The organism is bacterium, assembly GCA_023145965.1.
Taxonomy (GTDB): Bacteria; UBP14; UBA6098; order UBA6098; family UBA6098; genus UBA6098.
In genome coordinates, this window is sequence record JAGLDC010000012.1 from 1 (window position 1) to 20,423 (window position 20,423).

At 41.4% G+C, this 20,423-nt stretch carries 17 protein-coding genes; 5 read left to right on the forward strand and 12 right to left on the reverse strand.

All coding sequences use genetic code 11. The annotated features are described in order from the left end of the window. The 6 genes from KAH81_01560 to KAH81_01585 all read right to left on the reverse strand — a co-directional run. A partial coding sequence (locus tag KAH81_01560) for a hypothetical protein (protein ID MCK5832335.1) occupies positions 1–669 on the reverse strand: 669 nt, incomplete at its 3' end. Positions 670–741: 72 nt separating this feature from the next. After that, entirely contained in the window at positions 742–1,386 is a 645-nt protein-coding gene (locus KAH81_01565; protein ID MCK5832336.1) for a sugar transferase, read from the reverse strand. Positions 1,387–1,457: 71 nt separating this feature from the next. Beyond that, positions 1,458–1,883: a SoxR reducing system RseC family protein gene (locus tag KAH81_01570; GenBank protein MCK5832337.1), complete on the reverse strand. Its 426-nt coding sequence runs from the start codon at positions 1,881–1,883 to the stop codon at positions 1,458–1,460. Continuing rightward, positions 1,883–4,039, reverse strand: coding sequence for a glycoside hydrolase (locus tag KAH81_01575; GenBank protein MCK5832338.1), 2,157 nt, complete (start codon positions 4,037–4,039; stop codon positions 1,883–1,885). Before KAH81_01575 ends, KAH81_01570 begins: the two co-directional genes overlap by 1 nt. A gap of 9 nt (positions 4,040–4,048) precedes the next feature. Further along, positions 4,049–5,581 (reverse strand): T9SS type A sorting domain-containing protein, encoded by a 1,533-nt coding sequence (locus tag KAH81_01580; GenBank protein MCK5832339.1) that lies wholly within the window; start codon positions 5,579–5,581, stop codon positions 4,049–4,051. Positions 5,582–5,690: 109 nt separating this feature from the next. Continuing rightward, on the reverse strand, positions 5,691–6,527 hold the full coding sequence (locus KAH81_01585; GenBank protein ID MCK5832340.1) for a site-2 protease family protein: 837 nt from the start codon (positions 6,525–6,527) through the stop codon (positions 5,691–5,693). A gap of 178 nt (positions 6,528–6,705) precedes the next feature. On the opposite strand from KAH81_01585, the gene KAH81_01590 reads away from it, so the two are divergent. After that, a complete protein-coding gene (locus tag KAH81_01590) occupies positions 6,706–7,281 on the forward strand; it encodes a hypothetical protein (GenBank protein MCK5832341.1) in 576 nt (191 codons plus the stop codon). 7 nt (positions 7,282–7,288) lie between these two features. Here KAH81_01590 and KAH81_01595 read toward each other — a convergent pair whose 3' ends face one another. From KAH81_01595 to KAH81_01620, 6 genes are all read right to left on the reverse strand, one after another. After that, positions 7,289–9,580, reverse strand: a complete 2,292-nt coding sequence (locus KAH81_01595) for a PDZ domain-containing protein (GenBank protein MCK5832342.1) — start codon at positions 9,578–9,580, stop codon at positions 7,289–7,291. Positions 9,581–9,652: 72 nt separating this feature from the next. Next, positions 9,653–10,669 (reverse strand): hypothetical protein, encoded by a 1,017-nt coding sequence (locus KAH81_01600; GenBank protein ID MCK5832343.1) that lies wholly within the window; start codon positions 10,667–10,669, stop codon positions 9,653–9,655. Positions 10,670–10,684: 15 nt separating this feature from the next. After that, positions 10,685–11,704, reverse strand: coding sequence for a helix-turn-helix domain-containing protein (locus KAH81_01605; GenBank protein MCK5832344.1), 1,020 nt, complete (start codon positions 11,702–11,704; stop codon positions 10,685–10,687). 51 nt (positions 11,705–11,755) lie between these two features. Next, positions 11,756–12,349 carry a septum formation protein Maf gene (gene maf, locus KAH81_01610; GenBank protein MCK5832345.1) on the reverse strand — a complete coding sequence of 198 codons (594 nt, stop codon included), beginning with the start codon at positions 12,347–12,349 and terminating at the stop codon, positions 11,756–11,758. Further along, complete coding sequence (gene dtd, locus KAH81_01615; GenBank protein ID MCK5832346.1) at positions 12,346–12,837, reverse strand: D-tyrosyl-tRNA(Tyr) deacylase; 492 nt, start codon at positions 12,835–12,837, stop codon at positions 12,346–12,348. Before dtd ends, maf begins: the two co-directional genes overlap by 4 nt. After that, positions 12,834–13,712: a UbiA family prenyltransferase gene (locus KAH81_01620; GenBank protein MCK5832347.1), complete on the reverse strand. Its 879-nt coding sequence runs from the start codon at positions 13,710–13,712 to the stop codon at positions 12,834–12,836. The genes dtd and KAH81_01620 overlap by 4 nt, the downstream gene beginning before the upstream one ends. 166 nt (positions 13,713–13,878) lie before the next feature. Here KAH81_01620 and KAH81_01625 point away from each other — a divergent pair, with 166 nt between their 5' ends. From KAH81_01625 to KAH81_01640, 4 genes are read left to right on the forward strand one after another with little or no spacing between them, the layout of a single operon-like run. After that, positions 13,879–15,930: an ATP-dependent DNA helicase RecG gene (locus tag KAH81_01625; GenBank protein MCK5832348.1), complete on the forward strand. Its 2,052-nt coding sequence runs from the start codon at positions 13,879–13,881 to the stop codon at positions 15,928–15,930. Further along, positions 15,930–19,544: a diguanylate cyclase gene (locus tag KAH81_01630; protein ID MCK5832349.1), complete on the forward strand. Its 3,615-nt coding sequence runs from the start codon at positions 15,930–15,932 to the stop codon at positions 19,542–19,544. Before KAH81_01625 ends, KAH81_01630 begins: the two co-directional genes overlap by 1 nt. A gap of 3 nt (positions 19,545–19,547) precedes the next feature. Next, positions 19,548–20,123 carry a DUF366 family protein gene (locus tag KAH81_01635; protein ID MCK5832350.1) on the forward strand — a complete coding sequence of 192 codons (576 nt, stop codon included), beginning with the start codon at positions 19,548–19,550 and terminating at the stop codon, positions 20,121–20,123. 11 nt (positions 20,124–20,134) lie between these two features. Beyond that, complete coding sequence (locus tag KAH81_01640) at positions 20,135–20,413, forward strand: DUF1844 domain-containing protein (protein MCK5832351.1); 279 nt, start codon at positions 20,135–20,137, stop codon at positions 20,411–20,413. The last annotated feature ends 10 nt before the right edge of the window (positions 20,414–20,423 follow it).

Consider the following 20,423-nt stretch of genomic DNA (forward strand, 5'->3'; position numbering starts at 1 on the left):
GCTGATAGTTGCTATAACAGGGAAATTCTGCCCCACAAATGCCTGTTTTTGTGCTGTCACTTGCCGAACCGAAATATCTCTCGGTGGAGTGGGATCGCCTATACCGATCGTGTAAATTGGAAATCCTGAGCGGTAGGAAGCTCCAAGATGATCCTCGCCAGCGTTAGCTTGACCATCGGAAACGATGATCATGGCCCCTATTGGAGTTTCGTCATCGTTTCGACGGAAATAAGATATAGCATCACCTAAAGCTGTAGCTTCGCCCTCAAACGTGAATTCGTTATTTCTCTTTTCTATTGAATCCGAGAAAATGTATTCCTCGACATCATGTGAAGACCGAATAATCGACACGGTCTTCGAATTATCTATCTCTTTAAGAACGGCCTCTCGGTCGCCAAGTTTATCATCGAGTGACATGCTTTGGGAATTATCCCAAAGAATGACCACTTTGGGTTCTATCTCGCGGGAGCCAATCCAGACAAAAAGAGGCTCGATTATCATAAGAAAAATAGCACAGAAAGCCAGAAATCGCAGGCCGATAAGAAACGCCTTTTTTAACCTACCAAGAGGTGGGTTAGTTATCCTATATGAAAAATAGGTTAAGACCGACGCTAAAAATAACGCCGTAAGCCATACTGCCAGTGAAAAAGAAAAGAATAACTCAGTCAATTTGCTATCCTATGTAAAAAATGGGGGCATAATAACCCCCGAACTATAGAATCTCGCAGGGATACCGACAGATTAAAGAATAACCCTCTCGCCCAATATCGCCCTCTCGAGCCAGGCATGATGGTGGTTTGTCGAAAATCTATTCGGTCTAACCTTGCCTGCCATGTGAGACAAAAGCACTAATGGTGTGTATATTAATATTTTTATATCGCTAAAGATAGTTCTACTTTCATAATATTTAAGTTCGAGGGCTATTTTTTCAGCAACAACAACGCCTTCTCTAAAAACTAGTTGTGATATGCCGAACAAGCCCGGCGTGAAACCCAATATATCGAGTTGCCTTTTTGTATAGGCTTCAACTATCGGAGCTCTTTCCGGTCTCGGGCCGATGAAAGCCATCTCACCTTTTATTATGTTTATAAGCTGGGGTATCTCGTCGATGCAGGTAGATCGGATAAACCTACATATCGGTGAAAACCTCGGGTCATTAACCTGTGTATGCATGGGCCAATTACCATTGGCGCCTTTTTTCATTGTTCTGAGTTTATACAAACGAAAAACGCGTCTGTTTTTACCGACGCGTTTTTGCTTTAAAATCAGAGGACCGGGGGAGTCTAAAAGAACGGTAATGCTTGCGATAAGGAATAAAGGTAATGACAAAATAAGAAACAACGTTGCCAAGATAATTTCTAAAAACCTCTTTATCACTTGTTTCATGGATTTGTCCTCGCTTCAAAATATAATTTGCATACTATAAGAGCTTGGAAGTAGAGAGTCAACCTAAAATTCTACAAATTGTCGGGATTTTCAATTTTGCCTATCATTTTATATTTGAATTTCTCAGCTCCCTTACCTTTGCTTAAAACAAATGCAACCAGCATGCCAGCCGATAATCCTAAGAAGGCAAAAATGACCCCTGCAGTTTGTCCAATAGTATAGTAACCAATGAGATAGAAGATTATTAAAGATATGATAGGGACTATGAAAACCAAGAAACCTAGCCCGAGATAAGCCCCGCTGGTTAATTCTATCTCCACAGTATCACCTTTTTGGGCATTCAGCATATTCCTTATCTCCATATCCCCTTGTCGCTTTTTTGAGAGGATACAGCTATCCTTTTCAGAGCAATCGGAACACGAATCCGTGGAAATTACTCGAACAGAAGCATTCTCACCTCTTATCTCTACTACTTTTGCTCTTTCTTTAATAGACATTATGCCATCCAGTTTTCAGCTTCAAAATCCTCTTTTGGTATGGAAACCTCGAAATAACCGTTTTTTGGATATTTTTCACGCAACTTGCCTTTAACATTTGTGGCTATGTTCCAATTGAGAATTTTATTTTCAGCCGTGGTTATTTCCTTAAGGGGAATTCCTAGTTCTATCACTTCATCCACTGCGGCTTCGATGTTTATATTCAAACGCTTCCATTGATTTTTAGTTCCAACCTTTTTAAAACACTCGATTTTCGGTCCTACGATTATTCGTAAACATGAACTTGCTGAGATTTCGATAGTGAATTTGATCTCATCAAAGTTCTTAGTTTCTTGATTATCATCTGGATCGATCCGGAGGAAAAAATACTCCTTATTGAAACCGTAATATATCCTCGCAATATCAAAGGATGATGTTCTACTGTGCATAGCACCAAAAAAACCCTTGTTTTCGAAAAGGCCTGCGCCCTGCCACTCAAAGAAATTCGTGCGTTTACCGTCAAAGCGAGGATGAATATAAGCAAATGGCTTTTTACTAAACGGGCTTTCAATCTGCATATGAATTATTGGGGTATCCAGCGATTCCGGCATCGGTAAATCTAGTGAACGATAAACAGCCGATAGCCTCTCCCTGAATAGTATATCGAATTCAATAACTGAAGAGCTATTAATACCTCTTCCAAACCACCAGAACCAATCAGAGCCTTCTGCAACAAATAGATGTTCAATCGCTTCAGAACGAAGTAGCTCGTTGGGTGAAGATTCTATCGCTTTACGTGCAAGAATGAGTTCGTCCCAGGCTCTGTTTTTCTCGGGATTTCCTATCCATGTTCCGAAGTCACCATCTATCCAACTTCCGGAAGCTAAGGTGCTGATCTCGTTTCGCGGTGGATGATTCTTTATGAAATCACTAATTTTTACAGGTTTCAACCAATCTTCGGAAAGAATGCGTCTATATAATCCAATAAGAAATTCGCGGCCGTTAGAGGGAAAGAATTCCCAAGCGTTTTCACCATCGAGAATGATATTTACAATGTATTCCCCATCCTCTGGTAATCCATCTCGAATCGATTTTAGCTTACTGATGAAGTCGTCTATAGCTATTGAAGGAGTGATTCTGGAATAATCGAAACCGATTTTGTCAGAAAGCCTATGGTCGCGGAAAATGATAGATGTCTTGGCTCCTGTCCCGGCTAATTTCCATGGAAGGTAGCGAGCGCGGAAACCATCGACGGTTGTGTCGCGAATCGACTTGTTAAGTATGGCCTCGTCTGTTGCTATCCATTCAATAGAGTGATCCGATAACAAACCGAGCATCGTCTCGGAGACGCTTCCCTCGCTGGGCCACATACCGAATGGTTTCCGTCCGAAGGTCTTCTCGAATTTGCTAATAGCGCGGAGAATTTGAGCCTTTGCATCATCGGGGTGTTCCATCGAGTTTTCCGGAAGGGAACTCGATGAATTAGCTTCGATAGCGCTTTTTGTGTCGCAAAGAAGTGGCAATATCGGATGATAATAGGGGCTGAAGGAGATGTCGATGATCCCTTCATCCCAAAGGCGTCTATATGTATCGAGTGTTTTGCCAATCCATTCGATTTGTTTTTTGATTACGACATCTCTTTCTTCCAGCGTAAAACCGCGCCCTTTGGCGAGAATTTTTTTGACTTCACGATCTTCTCGAAGATGTTCTCCGAACCATGCAAGATTGAAAAGGATAGTTAAATCGAGGTAATCCTCAGTTGGTATTAAATTAACTATTTCCTCGATTTCGTTGTTTTGAAGAAAACCATATTTTTTGCGAAGTTCTAAATACCGAGGGAATCTTGAAATAAGATTATCTTTATTAACCGAGAAAAAGCCTCGAAGTATTTGTTGTTTATCATCTTGCGTAAGCTCTTCAATGGGTTTGCTCGTCAATTCGAGGTGCTCGTCACTTAATTCGCCGGAAGTATATTTCTCAAGTTGGTCGATTAAGCACGGAACAAGGTTAAAAGTCGCCGGGAAGCCTGTCTCCTCGCAATAAAGGGGCATGTCGAGGTAATCCTTTATAGCGTGAAGGCGTGTCCATGGGCAGAGTGCAACATTAGAGTTGGGTGGAGTGTAAACCGGTTGGTGCATATGCCAGAGAAAGGCAATGTTCAGGGGATTTTTGTTCATAAAATTATCTTACTTTATAAACGCAACTCTATGCGCCAGACTGCCTTCGGTTTTGATAAAGTATATACCCGAGGGAACAGGGGAACCTTCGTTGTCTCTAGCATCCCATGAAGTCCGGCCATTTTTCAATATCATCGAGTTAATAGATTTTCCAGTATTGTCATAAATCTCTATTTCATTGGCATTTGCCTCTATAACACAAATAGAATTGAAGGGATTGGGAGATATTTTTATCGAAACCATGTTCGGAAATTCTCTTTCATCTATTCTTGTTGCGCCTACATCGGCAGTGTATGAGTATATATATCTTACACGAGTATCACCAGTGGGAATGACGGATAGACCAACGAAATCCGCGCGATTGACAAGGGGAATAACAATAGTGCCGGCAGTATCCCAGCAAACACCTTCGATTACAAAAGATGAGTCGCCGGATTTCCAAACCCCGTTAACGAACCAGTTTGTGCTCGCCTCACCATGAAAAGATATCGTAAGGTCAATATCTTCGATAGGAAAATCGGTGAACTCGATGTAGTTTGCCCCGAAACCATAAGGCCTGTTACTAGTAGAACCGCCGGTAGGATATGAATTGTGTGTGTTTTCTATGCGCATGTCAGCAAACGCTGGGCCGTCGGCGAAATAACCAGCATCTCTGGAACCGATAAGTAGCGATAAGGTTGCGAATTCCGAATAAAGTTCCTCGAGGCTGGTGGAAAAAAGGTAACTCGTAGCAACTAGAGCATCCCAGTCCTCGAGGTAACGCATTGTATCCCAAACATGGGTAAGAAAGCCGTCAGTGAACTCGTTTGCTATATGCTGGCTAAAAAGGCCGAGACCATACATGTGATAACCGGCCTCCCAGTCGAGTGGTTGCTCTGGGTTGGACGTAAGATACTCGATAAGCCAAATATAGTCGTTGACCATCGGATAACACCTCTCTTCATAATAAACACTGGTTAATTCCGCAATCCAAGCACCAGATGTTCCCCTTAGACCAAATTGAACTGCATGATGGAACTCATGAGCGCAGGTTATCTTCATAGCACCGGCGACCGGGCCCTCTGGGTCATCGTTGGGATATACGCCATCGAAATCGTTTTCGATATCGATGTAACTTGTCCAGTCTGACCAGGGCTGAGGCCCATCATCTCCAGGCCAGGTTTGACCGTAGCAATCGAGGTCGCGAAGGTAAATATCGTATTTACCATCGCCGCCTTCGGTGCCATCGGAAGGCGGAGGAATATAACCGAGAGAATCCATATAGAAAGACCAGGAATCTTCGAGATAGCGCCCAATTTTGTAAACATATCCAACCGAATCCACAGCATTATAGCCAGAAAGGTCATAATGTATCTTAAAATGCCCTTCAGGTGTATCGAAAGAATGTGGCAGGGAGGGGCGCATAATTTCATAGGTTGAAATGGAGGAAATGCGGCCTTCCTTAAAGGCTTTCATTATAGCATAAGTCCCGCTTTTTTCCTCTGGTGTTCGTGCGAGAACACAAAGAGATGCGACGAATATTAGAAAAATAACCTTTTTCATAGAATTCCTTCAATTGAACAAATAATCAATTATATAAATATAGGTAAATCGAATCGATATTCCACCCAAATTGTTGAGGGGATTGTTAACGATGTTTTAAAACAGAAAACTAAAACACAGTCCCGAAAGGCTTAGGAGTGAATGTAATAACAAAAATGATAAGGGCAACAACCGAAAGCAAGCGTCGTTTTTTATCGATGGGTATCCAATCGTAGATAGTGGGTGGGTGTTTAAGCCTGATTACGAAGAATATTACCAATCCCCAAATCAGCCATCCAGGCCATAGTATCGCTAATGGTAAAAGGGCAATCCAAACCCAGCGAGCAAGCCGATATGCCTTATTACCGAGGGCGGCGTAAGCAATATGGCCGCCATCAAGTTGGCCGATGGGGAGGAGGTTGATACTGGTAACCCAGAGGCCTATCCACCCAGCGAAACCAACCGGGTGTATCATTAATTGAGAGTTCGGTGGCAGGTTTCCATGAATTAGTTTCTCGAAAAGCCATACTATTAAAGAACTTCCAAGAGAGAATTGCCCTTCGGCCACCTCGATAATGGGTTTAATCTCTGACATAGAAAGGCCGATTAGCAATATCGGAATGGCCACAATAAAACCAGCAGCAGGGCCGGCAAAACCAATATCGAAAAGGCTTTTCCTGTCGGGAATAGCGGATTTTATCTTTATGAATGCTCCAAATGTCCCAATTATAGTCGGAAAAGGAATGAAATAAGGGAGGGTTGCGTTTACACCATGGTATCGACTTGCGAAGTAGTGTCCAAGTTCGTGAATTCCCAAAATACCCAATAAAGACGCCGAGAAGGGCAAGCCACTGAGGACAAAAGCGAGACTCAACTCCGGTTCGTTGCCTGTCATGAGAGCACCAGCCAGAGAGGTTGTTCCCACCGTTAGAGCGAATAAAAGAAAATGTAGCCAATTCTTTTTCATATTAAACTAAAATAACCGCAGATTTCGCGCCAGCCTTATTCCTCGGGGTTATTTAATTTCTTCTTCACTAACCTTTTAAGAGAACTTATGCTTCCAAATATACGATGGTATTAAAGCGATAAAGGCATTGACTTTAGAAATATTAAGAATAATAATTACCAAAACAAAGGAGAAATCTATGAAAATCAAATCTATGTTACTAATAATGCTTGCTTTGACGCTTGTTCTTTCCTGTAGCTCGAAAAAATCCGAAAAGGAAGAAAATGCTGAGATCGAGGCGCAAAGGGAAATCGGACGAAAGCAATGGGCCGAAGATTACTATGGGGACGAAAACTATAAGCCCAAACCCGAAGAGGCTTTAGCTGCATCGAAAAGGGCGATAGCATATTCAAATCTCAAAGGAATTCTGAATGCCGAAATGAGATTCTTAGCTGAGAACGGCAGATATACTGATAATAAGGCGGAATTGGGATTTATTCCTCGTGATGAAAAATATTCATACTCCATTTCCATGACACCTAGCAATAATTTTAAGATTACTGCCATAGGCAATATAGATAATGACGACCATCGGGACGTTCTCGAGATGAATCACTTAGGCGATATTGAAAAAATAGAGGACGACCTTAGAAACTGGAAAAATACCGATGGTTTAAGAAAACCCGCAAGGCATACCCAAAAGGCTCGTGATGTCGAGAAAAAGCTCAAAGTGGGTATGGAACGCAGGATGGAAGAACTTCAGGAAGATCAATAAATCCAAATCAGCGATCAATAAAAAATCCATCGCCTGTTTCCTTTTTATCATCATCATCGGGCAAGATTATTTTATTATTCTTGCGTTTCCCTCCAGTTTTAGAATAATCATCGATATGATCTCCTAAATCAATTTGGGCACCGATATTTCTATCATCATAATCACCATGATAATCCAAACCTCCACCAGAGCCGTTGGAAGTTCCAGTCGATCGGTATATATCAGTGCCATCGAGATCGATACACACAGCAAGCGCACTTTGAGAGGCTCCACCCTGTGAAAGCGAAGTTCCGTTGTATTCATCGTCGCCCGAATCATCGATGAACCATGCTGAGACAATATCCCACGCGCCTCCCTGATTCACTGCTTCATTGCCTGTATATAGATCATTACCGGAATGGTCTCGAAATACCGCACAAGCCTGATGTGCACCCGCGCCTTGAACATAGCGATTCCCAATATAAACATCGTTGCCACCGATGTCATCGAGGATGCCCATGCCGAAGAAGTATCCACAGGCCTGGGAAAAATTGCCGGCTTCGTAATGATCATTGCCGGCTCGGTCACACAAAACACCGATGCCTCCAGCCGAGACAGAACGAAAGCCCATTCCTACTCCTTGACTCCAACCATCCCAAGAATTTTCATTTCCATAACCGTTTGGATGTTTGAATGAAGCAATATAGCGATCATTGCCAGAAACATCGATTAAAGCGCCTAAGGCCTTCGTTAAACCTACTCCCTGACAGTATCGAGCTCCAGTATAAATATCGTTTCCCGCTTTATCGAAAAGAAGCCCCATACCGAAAGCGGCGAATCCCTGAGCGCATTCTTGAGCAAGATAAGTATCCGAGCCGTCGTCATCTATGAGTATTCCAATTCCACAAAACGATGATCCTTGAGTTAAGCGCGAACCCGAGTAAAGGTCGTTGCCCTGAAGGTCTATAAGACATCCTATACCACATAATCCTGCACCGATACCGCCTGGAGTGTTGCGAATATATTTATCATTACCGCCGAGGTCTATGTGAAGGCCGACACGTCCTGTAGCAAATTTATGTGTTGTATTGTCATATATTGTGTATGGCGTGCCACCGGAGAAACCCAAATATGTATCATCACCACCGAGGTCTATCCAAATAGCTGCCTCCTGAGAATATGTCATTCCCTTTCGGCCTGTGATTATCATTCTGGCAAAAACAGATGAACCTTGACCGGATGAGTCTATGGTTGAAACTATTATCTGTTTATCCAAAAGAATATCCTTTTCGATATCTGCTCCCTCTCCACCTGAAAAGCCAGATAATATACCTTGTAAATCCATATCATAAAGACTGCAAATAAGCTCTCCTGCGGAAAGTAGTTTTTCATAATCGATCTTTTTGGTCGATTCGATAAGCTTGTAATATCCATCGACAAGCTCTTCGTTTTCATCGTTGTGGATATAGACGGTTTGACAGAATGTCTCGAGCAGAAAAGGAATGTGATCGGCAACTTCTTGAAGTTCATCGGTTGACAGCCCCAAAAAAGCGCTGTCAACAAGTGAATTTGCTCTCTCGATTACAGCAATTAGTTTATCTAGCGAAGAAATTGTAAAGCGAGAAAGGGTGTCTGGTGTGCCGAGATCAAGAATATCGAAGGTTCCGCGTAAAAAATTGGATGGTGTTTTATGGTCGATGGAAATTTTCTCTATCACATCGGAAGCAGAAGGCAAACAACTTGCAGGATCGAGCATCACAGCTGCTACATGATCCAGGGTATAAAATCCGCTATAGTTTTCGAATTCTGTGCGAAATGAACTGGTGAGCTTATTGTAAATTGTATCTAAATCCGCCTCATGAATTCCATTCAAAAAAATGGAAACTATACTATCCTGTCTCCAATGGGGAATAATCGAATCTGCATCGACTGGAAAGGTCTCTCTTCCGCCGGATTTCATCGATATTAGAAAGTCACTCCGTTTTCCGAGGATTAGGTCGATCTTAAGTTCCTTTTTGCAACGAAGAATATTGAGTTTTACTCTATCGCCGGGCGATTTTGTCTCTAAGAAATCGCCGAGAGATTCCCTTGATGTGATCGAGACTTCATCGATAGAAAGGAGAATATCTCCAACCTCGAGCCCCGAAATGCTCGCCGGAGAATGCTTGACGATTTGAGTTAATTCGATTTGGTTAGTGTCCTGGCTTGGGCTGTAACTAATCCCAATAAAAACATCATTTTGGCCAAATATTGGATGCGCAATAGCTAAAATTAAAAACAGAAAATAAATAAATAGATGCTTTATTAATCTATAGTGCATTTAGTTAACTCCATTTATATAAATTAATGGTTTATATAAATATATATAATTCGTTATATAGCAAGAGGAATACTATTCTAAAGATATGTTTGAAACAGAAATTGTATCTTCTATAGAAATAAGAGAATCAACTATTATCGCTGAATCGGGATTATTTACTGATGTTGTATCTATAATGACAAAGGATTTGTTGAGAGACTCTATAGAACGGCCAAAACGATTCCACCTAAAACTCCCACGATTTGTGCGAGACCAAAGAATGCTTATTACCCTACCATGAATATTATCTGTGTAAAATGGGAAAAAGACACCTCTGTTATCGACAAGAAAAACCTGAGTTTTTGGAACCACAACAGGGCCGAAATTTTCAGGACCGGTATATTTGTATTCTTCCGGTGTTATAGCTTTTTTAGAATTCACAGTGACTTCGCCATCGTTAGCTTTAATTGTATCTCCATGAATCGCCAAAATAAGATGCACTGAGGAATTATCTCCACCTACTTGTTCTGGAACCGGTGTATGATAAACGATATCGCCAATCTTGATAGTGTCCGACTTTGAATGACCAAATGTTTTTGAACCATATGCCCCTCTGTTGATGACTGCAGCATCTCCCTGCAATATGAGTGGATTCATATGAATGTTTTCAATCTCAAATCTGTATGTTTTAAAACCGAAAGTCGCGTTAATAAGATGGAAGGGGCCAATAGCTATCAAATAAAAGAATACATAAAGAAAGATATTCCTAATAACCGTATCTGCATCGCCCGGCAAGGTTTTACACTTGACTACCATCACAAACGACAATATCGAAGGAAGGAGTAAAAAAACCGCCATTAATATAGGGGTCCAGATTCCCAAATGAGTTCTGATGAGAATCATACGCCCGATCAAAAGTGAAGCTCCTAAAAGAATAACTATATCAAAAGCTAACATTTGCTTTTTTTGGATGATTTGGCCTAAACCCGGAAAAAAAATTGAAAAAATACCGATAATTAGACGCATCCAGATTGGAGCTTCTCTCTTGGCGCTTTTTTTGGATTTTTTGCGTGAAGTGTCGTCTTCGTATGTATAACCCATGAAATCCATGAAAAGCCTACTCTCCTATTCGGTGATTGGGGGGCCTTCTGGAGGCGGGGTGTTTACATTTAGAATACTTGTCCCAGGACGCCTCGTAATAATCTGAGGTTGCTGAATATTGGTATCTTCAACTTCAGGTTGCGACGAACCTATTATATTGGGGCGTGGTGGTCGGGGGAGACTGATTTGTCCCGCACCTTCAAGAAGTTGAAGAACATTTCCTCTGTTTATATCGAGATCCATCGGGTAGTTCCGATCTGGCCATTCGCCTAAATCAAAACCATTTATCTCCAGATGCATGATATTTGGAGCCCCCATAGTTAAAAAGAATGCATTTTTCGCAGTGAAACGCATAGTATCACCATGTTCAATATCACCTTTAAATGCTCTATGATAATCGGTTTCTACAAGTATCCATGTTTTTTGGCGAGCCACGACAGCGAGATTCATGGAATCAGCTCTACCAAGCGCCCATGCAGGGTTGATATCCCCAAGTTTAAGACGGATCTCCTGAGAAAGCTCTTCGATTGTCATCGAACTCGCAAGACGTCTATCGATGTTTCCCAATGAATCCGAAACAACAACGTCGGTGACGTTTGTAATTGGGGCCGTATCATTATGCCGGTTAATCAATACCAAAATAACAACAACAGTGATAATGAATATTGCTGTAATAGCAATTACTGAGTTTCTCGATAATTTAATCTTTTTTGGGACTAAAACCTTATTAGTAGTGCGTGATTTTGGTATAGGTGACTCAAAAGGTGGCGGTTCCTTAACTAAGCCGGAGAATATACGCCGCGCCTTTGGTTTAGGTTTTTCAGTTTCATATCTTGAAAGGAGTTCATCGATATCCGCGCCAAGAATCTCACCATAACTTTTGATGAAACCGCGAATGTAAATATCGGGTGGGAGCACCGAATAGTCGCCCTCTTCGAGAGCTACAATAAAATCGATACCTATTCTTGTTTGCTTTGATACATCTTCGCGATTAAGACCTTTAGCCTCTCTCATCTGCTTTAGATATTCACCAAGTTCTCTCATATAGCTATGTTTAACCTCATATTTATATAATTACCATGCTGATTAAGTGCGCTAATAAGAAATAACACATAACCTTGAAATATTAAACTTCTCAAGTAGAACTGTCAAGCGGAAAAGCGGAAGCCCGACAACATTGAAATAATCGCCGTGTATTTCCTTAATAAAAAACGCACCCTTTTCCTGTATTCCATAAGCGCCGGCTTTGTCTAGAGATTCACGGGTGTCAACATATGCGTTGATTTCTTCAGGTGTTAGTTTTGAAAAAAGAACATCCGTTGCCTCAAATGTCGATTCGATATGCCCCGTCGAATTATCTAATATTGCCAAACCTGTAAAAACGGTGTGTTTATTGTCTTGTAACATAGTTAGAAACTCTATGGCTTCCTCTGGATTGCGAGGCTTTTCCATCAAAAGCCCATTATAAACTACAATTGTGTCGCAACCTAGGATTAAACCTTTCTCTTCACATATTGCGCTTAAAGCCTTTGATTTTGCCAATTCTATCGCATATTTTTCTGGGCATTTGGAATCGAAAGGAGGTTCTTCTGTGATCCTTTCGCGGGGAATTTTAATAAATGGTATTCCCGATCGAGTGAGTAATTCCACTCTTCTGGGTGATTCCGAAGCAAGGAAGATTTTTCTCATCGCCCTTCCTTTGCTGATGAATTGTTTTTCAAATTACCTCTCCGTGTTTCTTTAGAATTTAGTATTATTGTGACAGGTCCGTCGTTCTTAATATCCACAAGCATGTGCGCACCAAAAAGTCCTTTTTGCGTTGTGATTCCGATTAGGGCGAGTTCTTCGCAGAACGAGTTATAGAGTTTTTCAGCAGGCTCTGGGGGCATTGCATAAGAGAAGCTTGGTCGTCTGCCCTTTCTTGCGTTGGCGCACAGTGTGAATTGACTTACACAAAGAGCCTCGCCTCCACAATCTAATAAAGAGAGGTTCATTATTCCCTCGGAATCATCAAAAATGCGAAGATTGGCCGTTTTTTCGGCTAAAAATTTTGCGTCTTCAAAAGAATCTCCATCGAATACCCCAAGAAACACTACCAGGCCTTTATATATATGTGATATAATTTCACTATTCACAGAAACGGAACCCGAATTTACTCTTTGAAGTAATGCTATCAACTCGTTATCCCTCCAATATATAGAGCAAATAATCCACTAAGCATTACCCATTTTAAGTCGCGGGATATCTTCTCCGCTCTGCGTGGAGTAGTGCTTTGCGGGATTATCCATGAAATCAGTAGAATAGGAAGGTCTGCGAAAAGGATAACAACACCTAAATACCAAATCGAGAAGATTTTCAAAAAGAATGGAATAATGCTAATCGGGACAATGAGGATCAGAAGTGTCGATGAGATTTTAGAAGACCTTTCTAAACCGATTTTAGAGGGTAGCGTTTTTATACCTAAAGCCTTTTCATATGGCGCATCGGCGATATCTTTAACTATCTCACGGGCTATATGAAATAGCATTGCAAAAACACCTGCGAAGATATGTTTGAAACAGATCGATGTAAATGCGCCAGAGTAGATGAAAACTAAAGCACCAAGAATCCCGATTGTAATATTTCCAGCGAGTGGAATTTTTTTTAAGTAATAGTCATAACTAATTAAAATCAAAGCGGATAGCAACGAGATTAGTCCGGGAATAAGGTAGCCGAGGAAAACAGTAAGTATAGAAAGAATTATGCCAGCCCCAAAAAACAAATAGGCAATTTTTTTAACTGATTGTGGTTTTAAAAATCCTGCTGGAATTGGCCTCGATGGATGGGCTGATTTATCTATTTCGCGATCAAGATAGTCGTTAAGAGCATTTCCTCCCATGAAAATAAAACCGGTTGTCGCTAAAGCTAATACCCAGTTCAGTGCATCGGTCTCGACTGTTTGACTTAATTTAAACCCAATAACAACGCAGAATAATGCAGCAAGTGTATTACCAAACCGCAGCACTGACATCCAGTTCGAGAGTTTCGATCTTTTTTTCGGGCGTTTACTCATAGTGGTTCAAAGTAAACAGTTGTGAGTTGTTTGTCAACGCAAGACTTAAGATTACAGGATTAAATGAATACTTGAATGCAAGCTTCCATTACTTTCAAGTAGGTCGCATATGGCAAAGTTAGGATAGCTGTTGATTTATTGAGATTGAAAGCTTAAATTCAAAACTATGTGGGAATTAAGATATAAAGAGAAAGACATTCTCCATGAAGGCATATCTGTTTTACCTGGAGTTGGACCGAAAAGAGTATCGCTTTTTGAGGAACTTGGGATAAAGACTGTTGCAGATATGTTGGAGTGTGTTCCCATTCGATATATTCATCGGAAAACAGCAGTCCAAATTGCCGATGTCATTTCTGGGGACGATGCAACGATATTCGGGACTATTTCGTCATCGAGTTATCGTGCAAAAAAGCTTTTTCTCGAAGTTGAGGACGAAAGTGGCAAGGCTCAAGTAATTTTTTTTAATCCACCCCATTATTTCCAAAAGGACCTAAAAAAGGGTCGCCCTGTGCTTATTTGGGGAAAATCCAAAATAATAAAAGGGAAGCTAAATTTCACCCATCCCAATATTGAAATCGAGGGTAAGGACAGAGAGATTCTTATACCCATCTACCCTAATGCAACTCGGCTTCGCGAATGTAAAATTGGCTATCGCACGCGAATGAAAATCATTGGGTCAGCATTAGAACGAATAGCAGCATTGGATGATCCCCTTTCAGGGGAGATACTTGCAGACAATGATTTAATGCCATTTATTAAGGCTATATCGACTATTCACCTTCCGGTATCATGGGAGGAACTGGCTTCCGCTAATAGGAGACTGGCCTTCGATGAAATACTTATTCAGCAGATTATATTTGCAAAGAGGAAACACGAATCTGCAGAAGATGCATCATCGATCCCTCTAAAACCCGGAAAGCTATTTTATGCAGCTAAGGCGTCTTTAGGATTCGAGCTTACCCAAGGGCAGAATATTGCTCTCAGTGGTTTAATGAGTAGAGCCACTAAGGGGGGTCGTTCCCAACAGCTTCTTTCCGGGGATGTTGCTTCAGGAAAGACAGTTATCGCATTATTAATGGCTGCAGCAACCATCGATAGCGGCTTGCAGGTTGCCTTTATGGTTCCCAGCACGCTTTTAGCTGGGCAACATGCGGAATTCTTCTACAATATTCTAGGTAGTCACGGAGTGAGAGTAGGTCTTTTGACCGGTTCATCAACCTCGATCTTACTCGAAAACAAACTCTCTAAAGGCGAAGTTGATATAGTTATTGGGACTCAAGCTCTTTTATCTAAAAAGAGGAAATTTAAAAAACTCGGCTTGATTATTATTGACGAACAACATCGTTTTGGGGTTAATCAACGCATAAATCTGTCGAATAAACAGGGAGCTCATGTTCTATTAATGACGGCCACTCCTATCCCGAGAACATCGGCCCTTGCATCCTACGGTGACCTTGATTTGCAAGTTTTAGAGGGTTTCCCGAAGGATCGCGCGGGCTTCAAAACCTATATTCGAGATGAAATCTCGAGGTCGGCTATCTGGGATTTCATCGAGATGAGGATAAAAAACGATGAAAGAGCCTATATTGTCTTCCCGAGGATTGATGGAGATGGTTTCAATGCGCTAAATAGTGCCTATAATGAAATCGAGAATAGATTTCCAGAGAAAACCTCGAAGATATTCGGTGCTGTTTCTGATAATGAGAAGAATAGGATTTTTAACTCCTTCAAGTTGGGGGAGAAGCCGATACTCGTTTCGACCAATGTGATCGAAGTGGGTGTCGATGTTCCTTTAGCGACAATCATGGTTATTGAAAATCCTGAATTGTTTGGACTGGCTCAACTTCACCAGCTCAGAGGAAGGATCGGAAGAGGGCAGAAACCAGGCTTTTGCATTTTGTTAGTTAGATCTTCCATAAATTCCAAACAAAGGAATAAACTCGAGCTTTTTTCAGAAACGGGAGATGGTTTCCAAATTGCCGAACTTGATCTTGAGTTTCGTGGTGAGGGAAATGTATTCGATATTATGCAATCAGGTATGCCGATATATGATTTCGCTGAACCTTTGAAAATGAAAGATTTACTTGAAATAGCCCGGCAAATAGCCCAAAATATAATTATTAGAGATCCTAACCTTCAAAAAAAACAGAATATTAAGTATAGAAAAGCTATTGAATGCTTGTGTAAAAGAAGAAATATGATTAAATTGCCAGTATAATGGATGAGATTCAAGAAAACTTGACAACTCAGGCCGCATTTCAGCAGACTTCTGCAGAAGTTTATCAACGGCTTGCATTTACCGATGAACTAACGGGACTTCGCAATAACCGTTTCTTGAAGTATCGAGCACCGGCCTATATCAGCGCCGCCCGAAAGGCTAGGGTTAGCCTTTGCCTTGCAATGATGGATATGGACGGCTTTAAGAAGGTTAACGATACATACGGACATAAAGCTGGAGATACACTTCTTGCCAATTTTGGTAAGATGATTGCCGATTATATAGCAAAACGTGGAATACCTATCCGTTACGCGGGTGATGAGTTCGCAGCGATACTTTACAATATCGATAAACCAAATGCGAAAAGCTTCTTCGATGGTTTTCTTCGCAAGGTAAACGATGCCGAGGTCGACATAGGCGATGGCGTTTCTCTACCCATTAGAATAAGTATTGGCCTTGCTAGTTATCCAAACGATGCAGAAGAGTATGAAAGCCTCTTTAAACGAGCTGACGAGGCACTTTATGCAGCTAAGGATTCTGGTAAAAATAGGGTAATCACATACCCGGATGAAGGTAAGCTTGTTGCCCCGGGGAATATATCGACATTGTTTCCTGTCGATGAAATGGTCGGTTTCGAGGAGGTTTTTACTGAGCTTAAGCTCCACACTGTTGACCGAGTAATCGGGAGCAAATCGATTCAGGAGATAGCTTTGGTATGTGGCGGAAGAGGTTCGGGTAAAACGAGGCTTCTTCAAGAGCTTAAGAAATCCGCAGAAAACCGTGGAATGAGCACTATTTATGCTACAGGGATGCCTTCTCAGAATAATCCATATGCGCCATTGATCAAAGCTATTTCTGACCCTCTCAATCGAGACCAAGATCTTTTGAAAGAGATTGCTGTTTCCCTCACTTTGGCAGAGAGAAGGGAGCTTGCTTCGAGTATCCCAAATCTAGATACACTCCCTGCGGCAACAACTCCTGGTGAACAGGAAGGTCGGAATACACTTATTTTCAAGGCGTTAAATAAGATTCTTTTTGGTCTTTTGCGTAGGGGAAGAGTATTAATTGTCATCGATGATGCCCATCTTGCTGATCAATCAAGTTTACAGTTTCTCGATTCGTTTGTTTCTGAATTTTCTAATAGCAAGATAGATCTCGCTTTCGGGATAATTACTCAGGCTGAAGGTGGTGCTGAAAGCAACTTGTCGGCTCTAGTTCGCGCTATCCCAAAAATAGCACAAAGTTCAGAGGTATTTAGAACAGAGTTATCTCCTCTCAGAGACTTGGCTATAGCTGGGATTATATATCAGATCACAGGTCACATCAAGATTCCGCCTGTATCACTTAATGCGCTTTTAGCGAGGACTAGGGGCAATCCGCTTTTTGTCGAGGAGTTGCTCAAATTAGCTATCGAACGAGGACTTATACAGTATGATGGCACTAACTGGAAAGTAGATGTTTTTTCTGAGGAAAATCTCCCCGAGTCTATCGAGGAGATCGCGGAAGAGCGCGCGGAAGCACTTCCCTCTATAGATAAGAAAGTTCTTTCCAGAGCTGCAGTGATCGGTGAAAACTTTAATGTTAAAGTTTTATCTGAGATCATCGGAAAGGATGAGCAAGAAGTCCAGGATACTCTCGAAGCTGCTCGTCGGGCGCATATTATTCAGGAAGATCTTTCGGGCGAGTCAGATTATGCGTTCCATTCCGATGCTAGTCGTAATGCATTCTACAACCTTATAAACACCGAAGATAGAAAAGAGATACATTATAAGGTCGCCGAGGTAGAAAAGAAACTTAATGAAGGTCACCTCGATGAAATCATGGACAAGTTGGCCTATCATTTCCAGGAAGCAGAAAGGTGGGATAAAGCTGTCGAGGTCCTTTCGGCCTCGGGAAGCCGCCAAACTCAAGCGCAAATACCGGATGCTGTTCGTAGGATGTTGCACCGTCGGCTATATGTTGACGATATGGTCAGTAAAAAGCAGCTTAGTCCGGAGGAATTGCAGAACGCCTTCCTGGCTTTGAAGGACCTACGTATAGCTATTCAGTCTTATCGTTTCTATCCTCCACAAAACGAGAATGTTCGCAAATCTATCTCTAAGACTTACAAGCAGATTTTTGATTTATTGCAATCAGCACCATTATTAAGTTTATCGCTAACTCCAGATGCCCTTTTAATAAATGCTCAAGAACCGCAAACCGACAGTAAGGATCAACACCTTGTTTCCGAATATAATAAGTTATTATCCAGATATAACTTAAATGGTGTTATATTTATGCAAGGTTTAAGTGTTGAAGAACTAACAAATTTTATTTCGATCTTTAAATTACCACGAGAAGATGTTGTTGATAGATGGACTGAAGTTATTGAAGAAAAACAACTTAAGAATATCAAACCCGATCAAACCGTTTATGTGGCTGTTGGAGCACATAGTTCACAACTTGAAGGGAATAAATCAGTGCGTCTTGGATCCGCGCCCAGCGAGGAGGAGCAGGCTGAGATAGCTAAGGAAATAGTATCAAAAGTAGATACTTTAATCAATCAGTTTAGAGGAGAGAGCGAGGAGTTTCTCAAAGCCCTTCAGTCCGGCGGAATGGGTAACGAAACCACAAATAAACTTATTGATGTTCTTAAAGAGCTGGGGGGATTTATGCCACAGGGTATGATGAAGCCCCAGTTAAATGTTACTGCCCAATTTCAGAATTTACAGCAGAGTTTAAAGGCTCATCCACAAGCTGAAGAGAAAGTCTCAGAGGCTAAAAGTAGCCCTTCAAAGCAAGAGCATGGAAGGCATGGTGTAATCGGTTCAACTATGAGAACATGGATCGGGTTGCTCGAAGCGGATAATAAAGTAGAAAAAGCAAAAGCTGTCCAGAATTTGATTCGGGAGGGCGAAGAATCCATCGAAGCTTGTATCAATGGTATAATGGATGAGGAAGAATTAAAAACTCGGCAACTTATGGCAGTAATTCTCAATAAAATTGGTGAACGTGGGGTCAAAATGTTCTCAAGGACATTAGCTAAAGACCTTTCGCCGAGTGATCTTATATCTTTGATCAGCGTAGCCGAATTCTTTAGGAATGATATTGGTGTTCAAAACCGTTTATCCGAACTAGCTTTCAGTCCTTATGAGGTTTTGCGTAATGCTGCTCTCGATAAGTTAAAAGATTTTCCTGCAAAGCTCAGGCTTGGCCTTCTAGAAAGAGCGCTTGAATCATCGGATACGAGAATGGTAATCGAAGGTTTATCGCGTTTAGGTGAGTCGGGAATGAGAGATAAACTCCCGATGTTGCTCGAGTATATAGATAAAAAGGATATATTATCCAGATTGCCAGATACTTCTTTTGTGCGTGCTGCAATGAAATCGCTAGGAGATATGAAGGCTGTTCAAGCGATTGACCCATTGATTAAACTAAGCGCACCTGGGGGACTTTTTAAAAAAGCAATGTCCGATGAGATCAGGAGTTTAGCAGTTGAAACACTTGCCAATATCGGTGGAGGCCGCACCCTAAAAGTACTTAAAAAGCTCTCTAAACGAAAAAACGATCCTGTTGGTCTTCAAGCTGCTGAACTTATCGATATAGCTGAATCAGGTTCGTCGATAGAGGAGTAGAAAATGAGTTTAACGAATATGAAATTTAAAATTTTATCGACTCCAAGAGATTTGACTGGAGAAGAAATGGCTCCGCATTGGGCTTATCGGAATTTCGGGCTATTGGGTGATTCCATAGTCGCGTTAAGAGGAAATTTTAATGTTCCCAGCGAAAAGTGGATGGACATAGAAGCTATTATACATTGCAGAGACGTATATCAAGCGGATATGCTTCATTTTGTTATCGAGCATTTTCAGAGCAGTATTCGTGAGATGATGATGAGGCAATATATCTTGCTTTCAATAGTGGAAGAAAAATTACTTCATAGAATGGAAGAAACGGAGAATCGTTTAGTTCGCCTTGGGGATGACCTTTTTGATGGAGAGAACCGTCTTACAGTGACATCTGCGAACGTCACGCCGGTATCGGCGAAGTTTTATCTTGGCATTTATCTGGATTCCGAAGCAAATAATGGTATTCGCGGTTTGAAATCTTATAATGTAAAAGCCCTTGAATTTGCTGAACTAGTTATTAATCAATATCGCGCAGAAATGCGTAGGCTGGAAGAAAAATCATGGCGAGTTATGCCAATAGTTTAACGGAGGATCAGATGAGCGACGAAAGAATCAAATCAACGGAATCGGGAATGCTATTTTATGATCTTTTGATTCTTCTTAGAGAGCTTGTTCGAAACCAGCTTGGATACTCGGCCGATCCAGAAACCGGCGAAGCGAAAAAAGACATCAATTCTGCTAGACATCTGGTGGACATCATTGGTGTTCTACAAGAGAAAACCGATGGAAATCTCTCCAAACAGGAAAAACTTGTCATGGAAAATTTACTTACTGAGCTGAGAATGGCGTGTGTCCGTGCCTCAGAGAGCGAATAGATTTCGATAT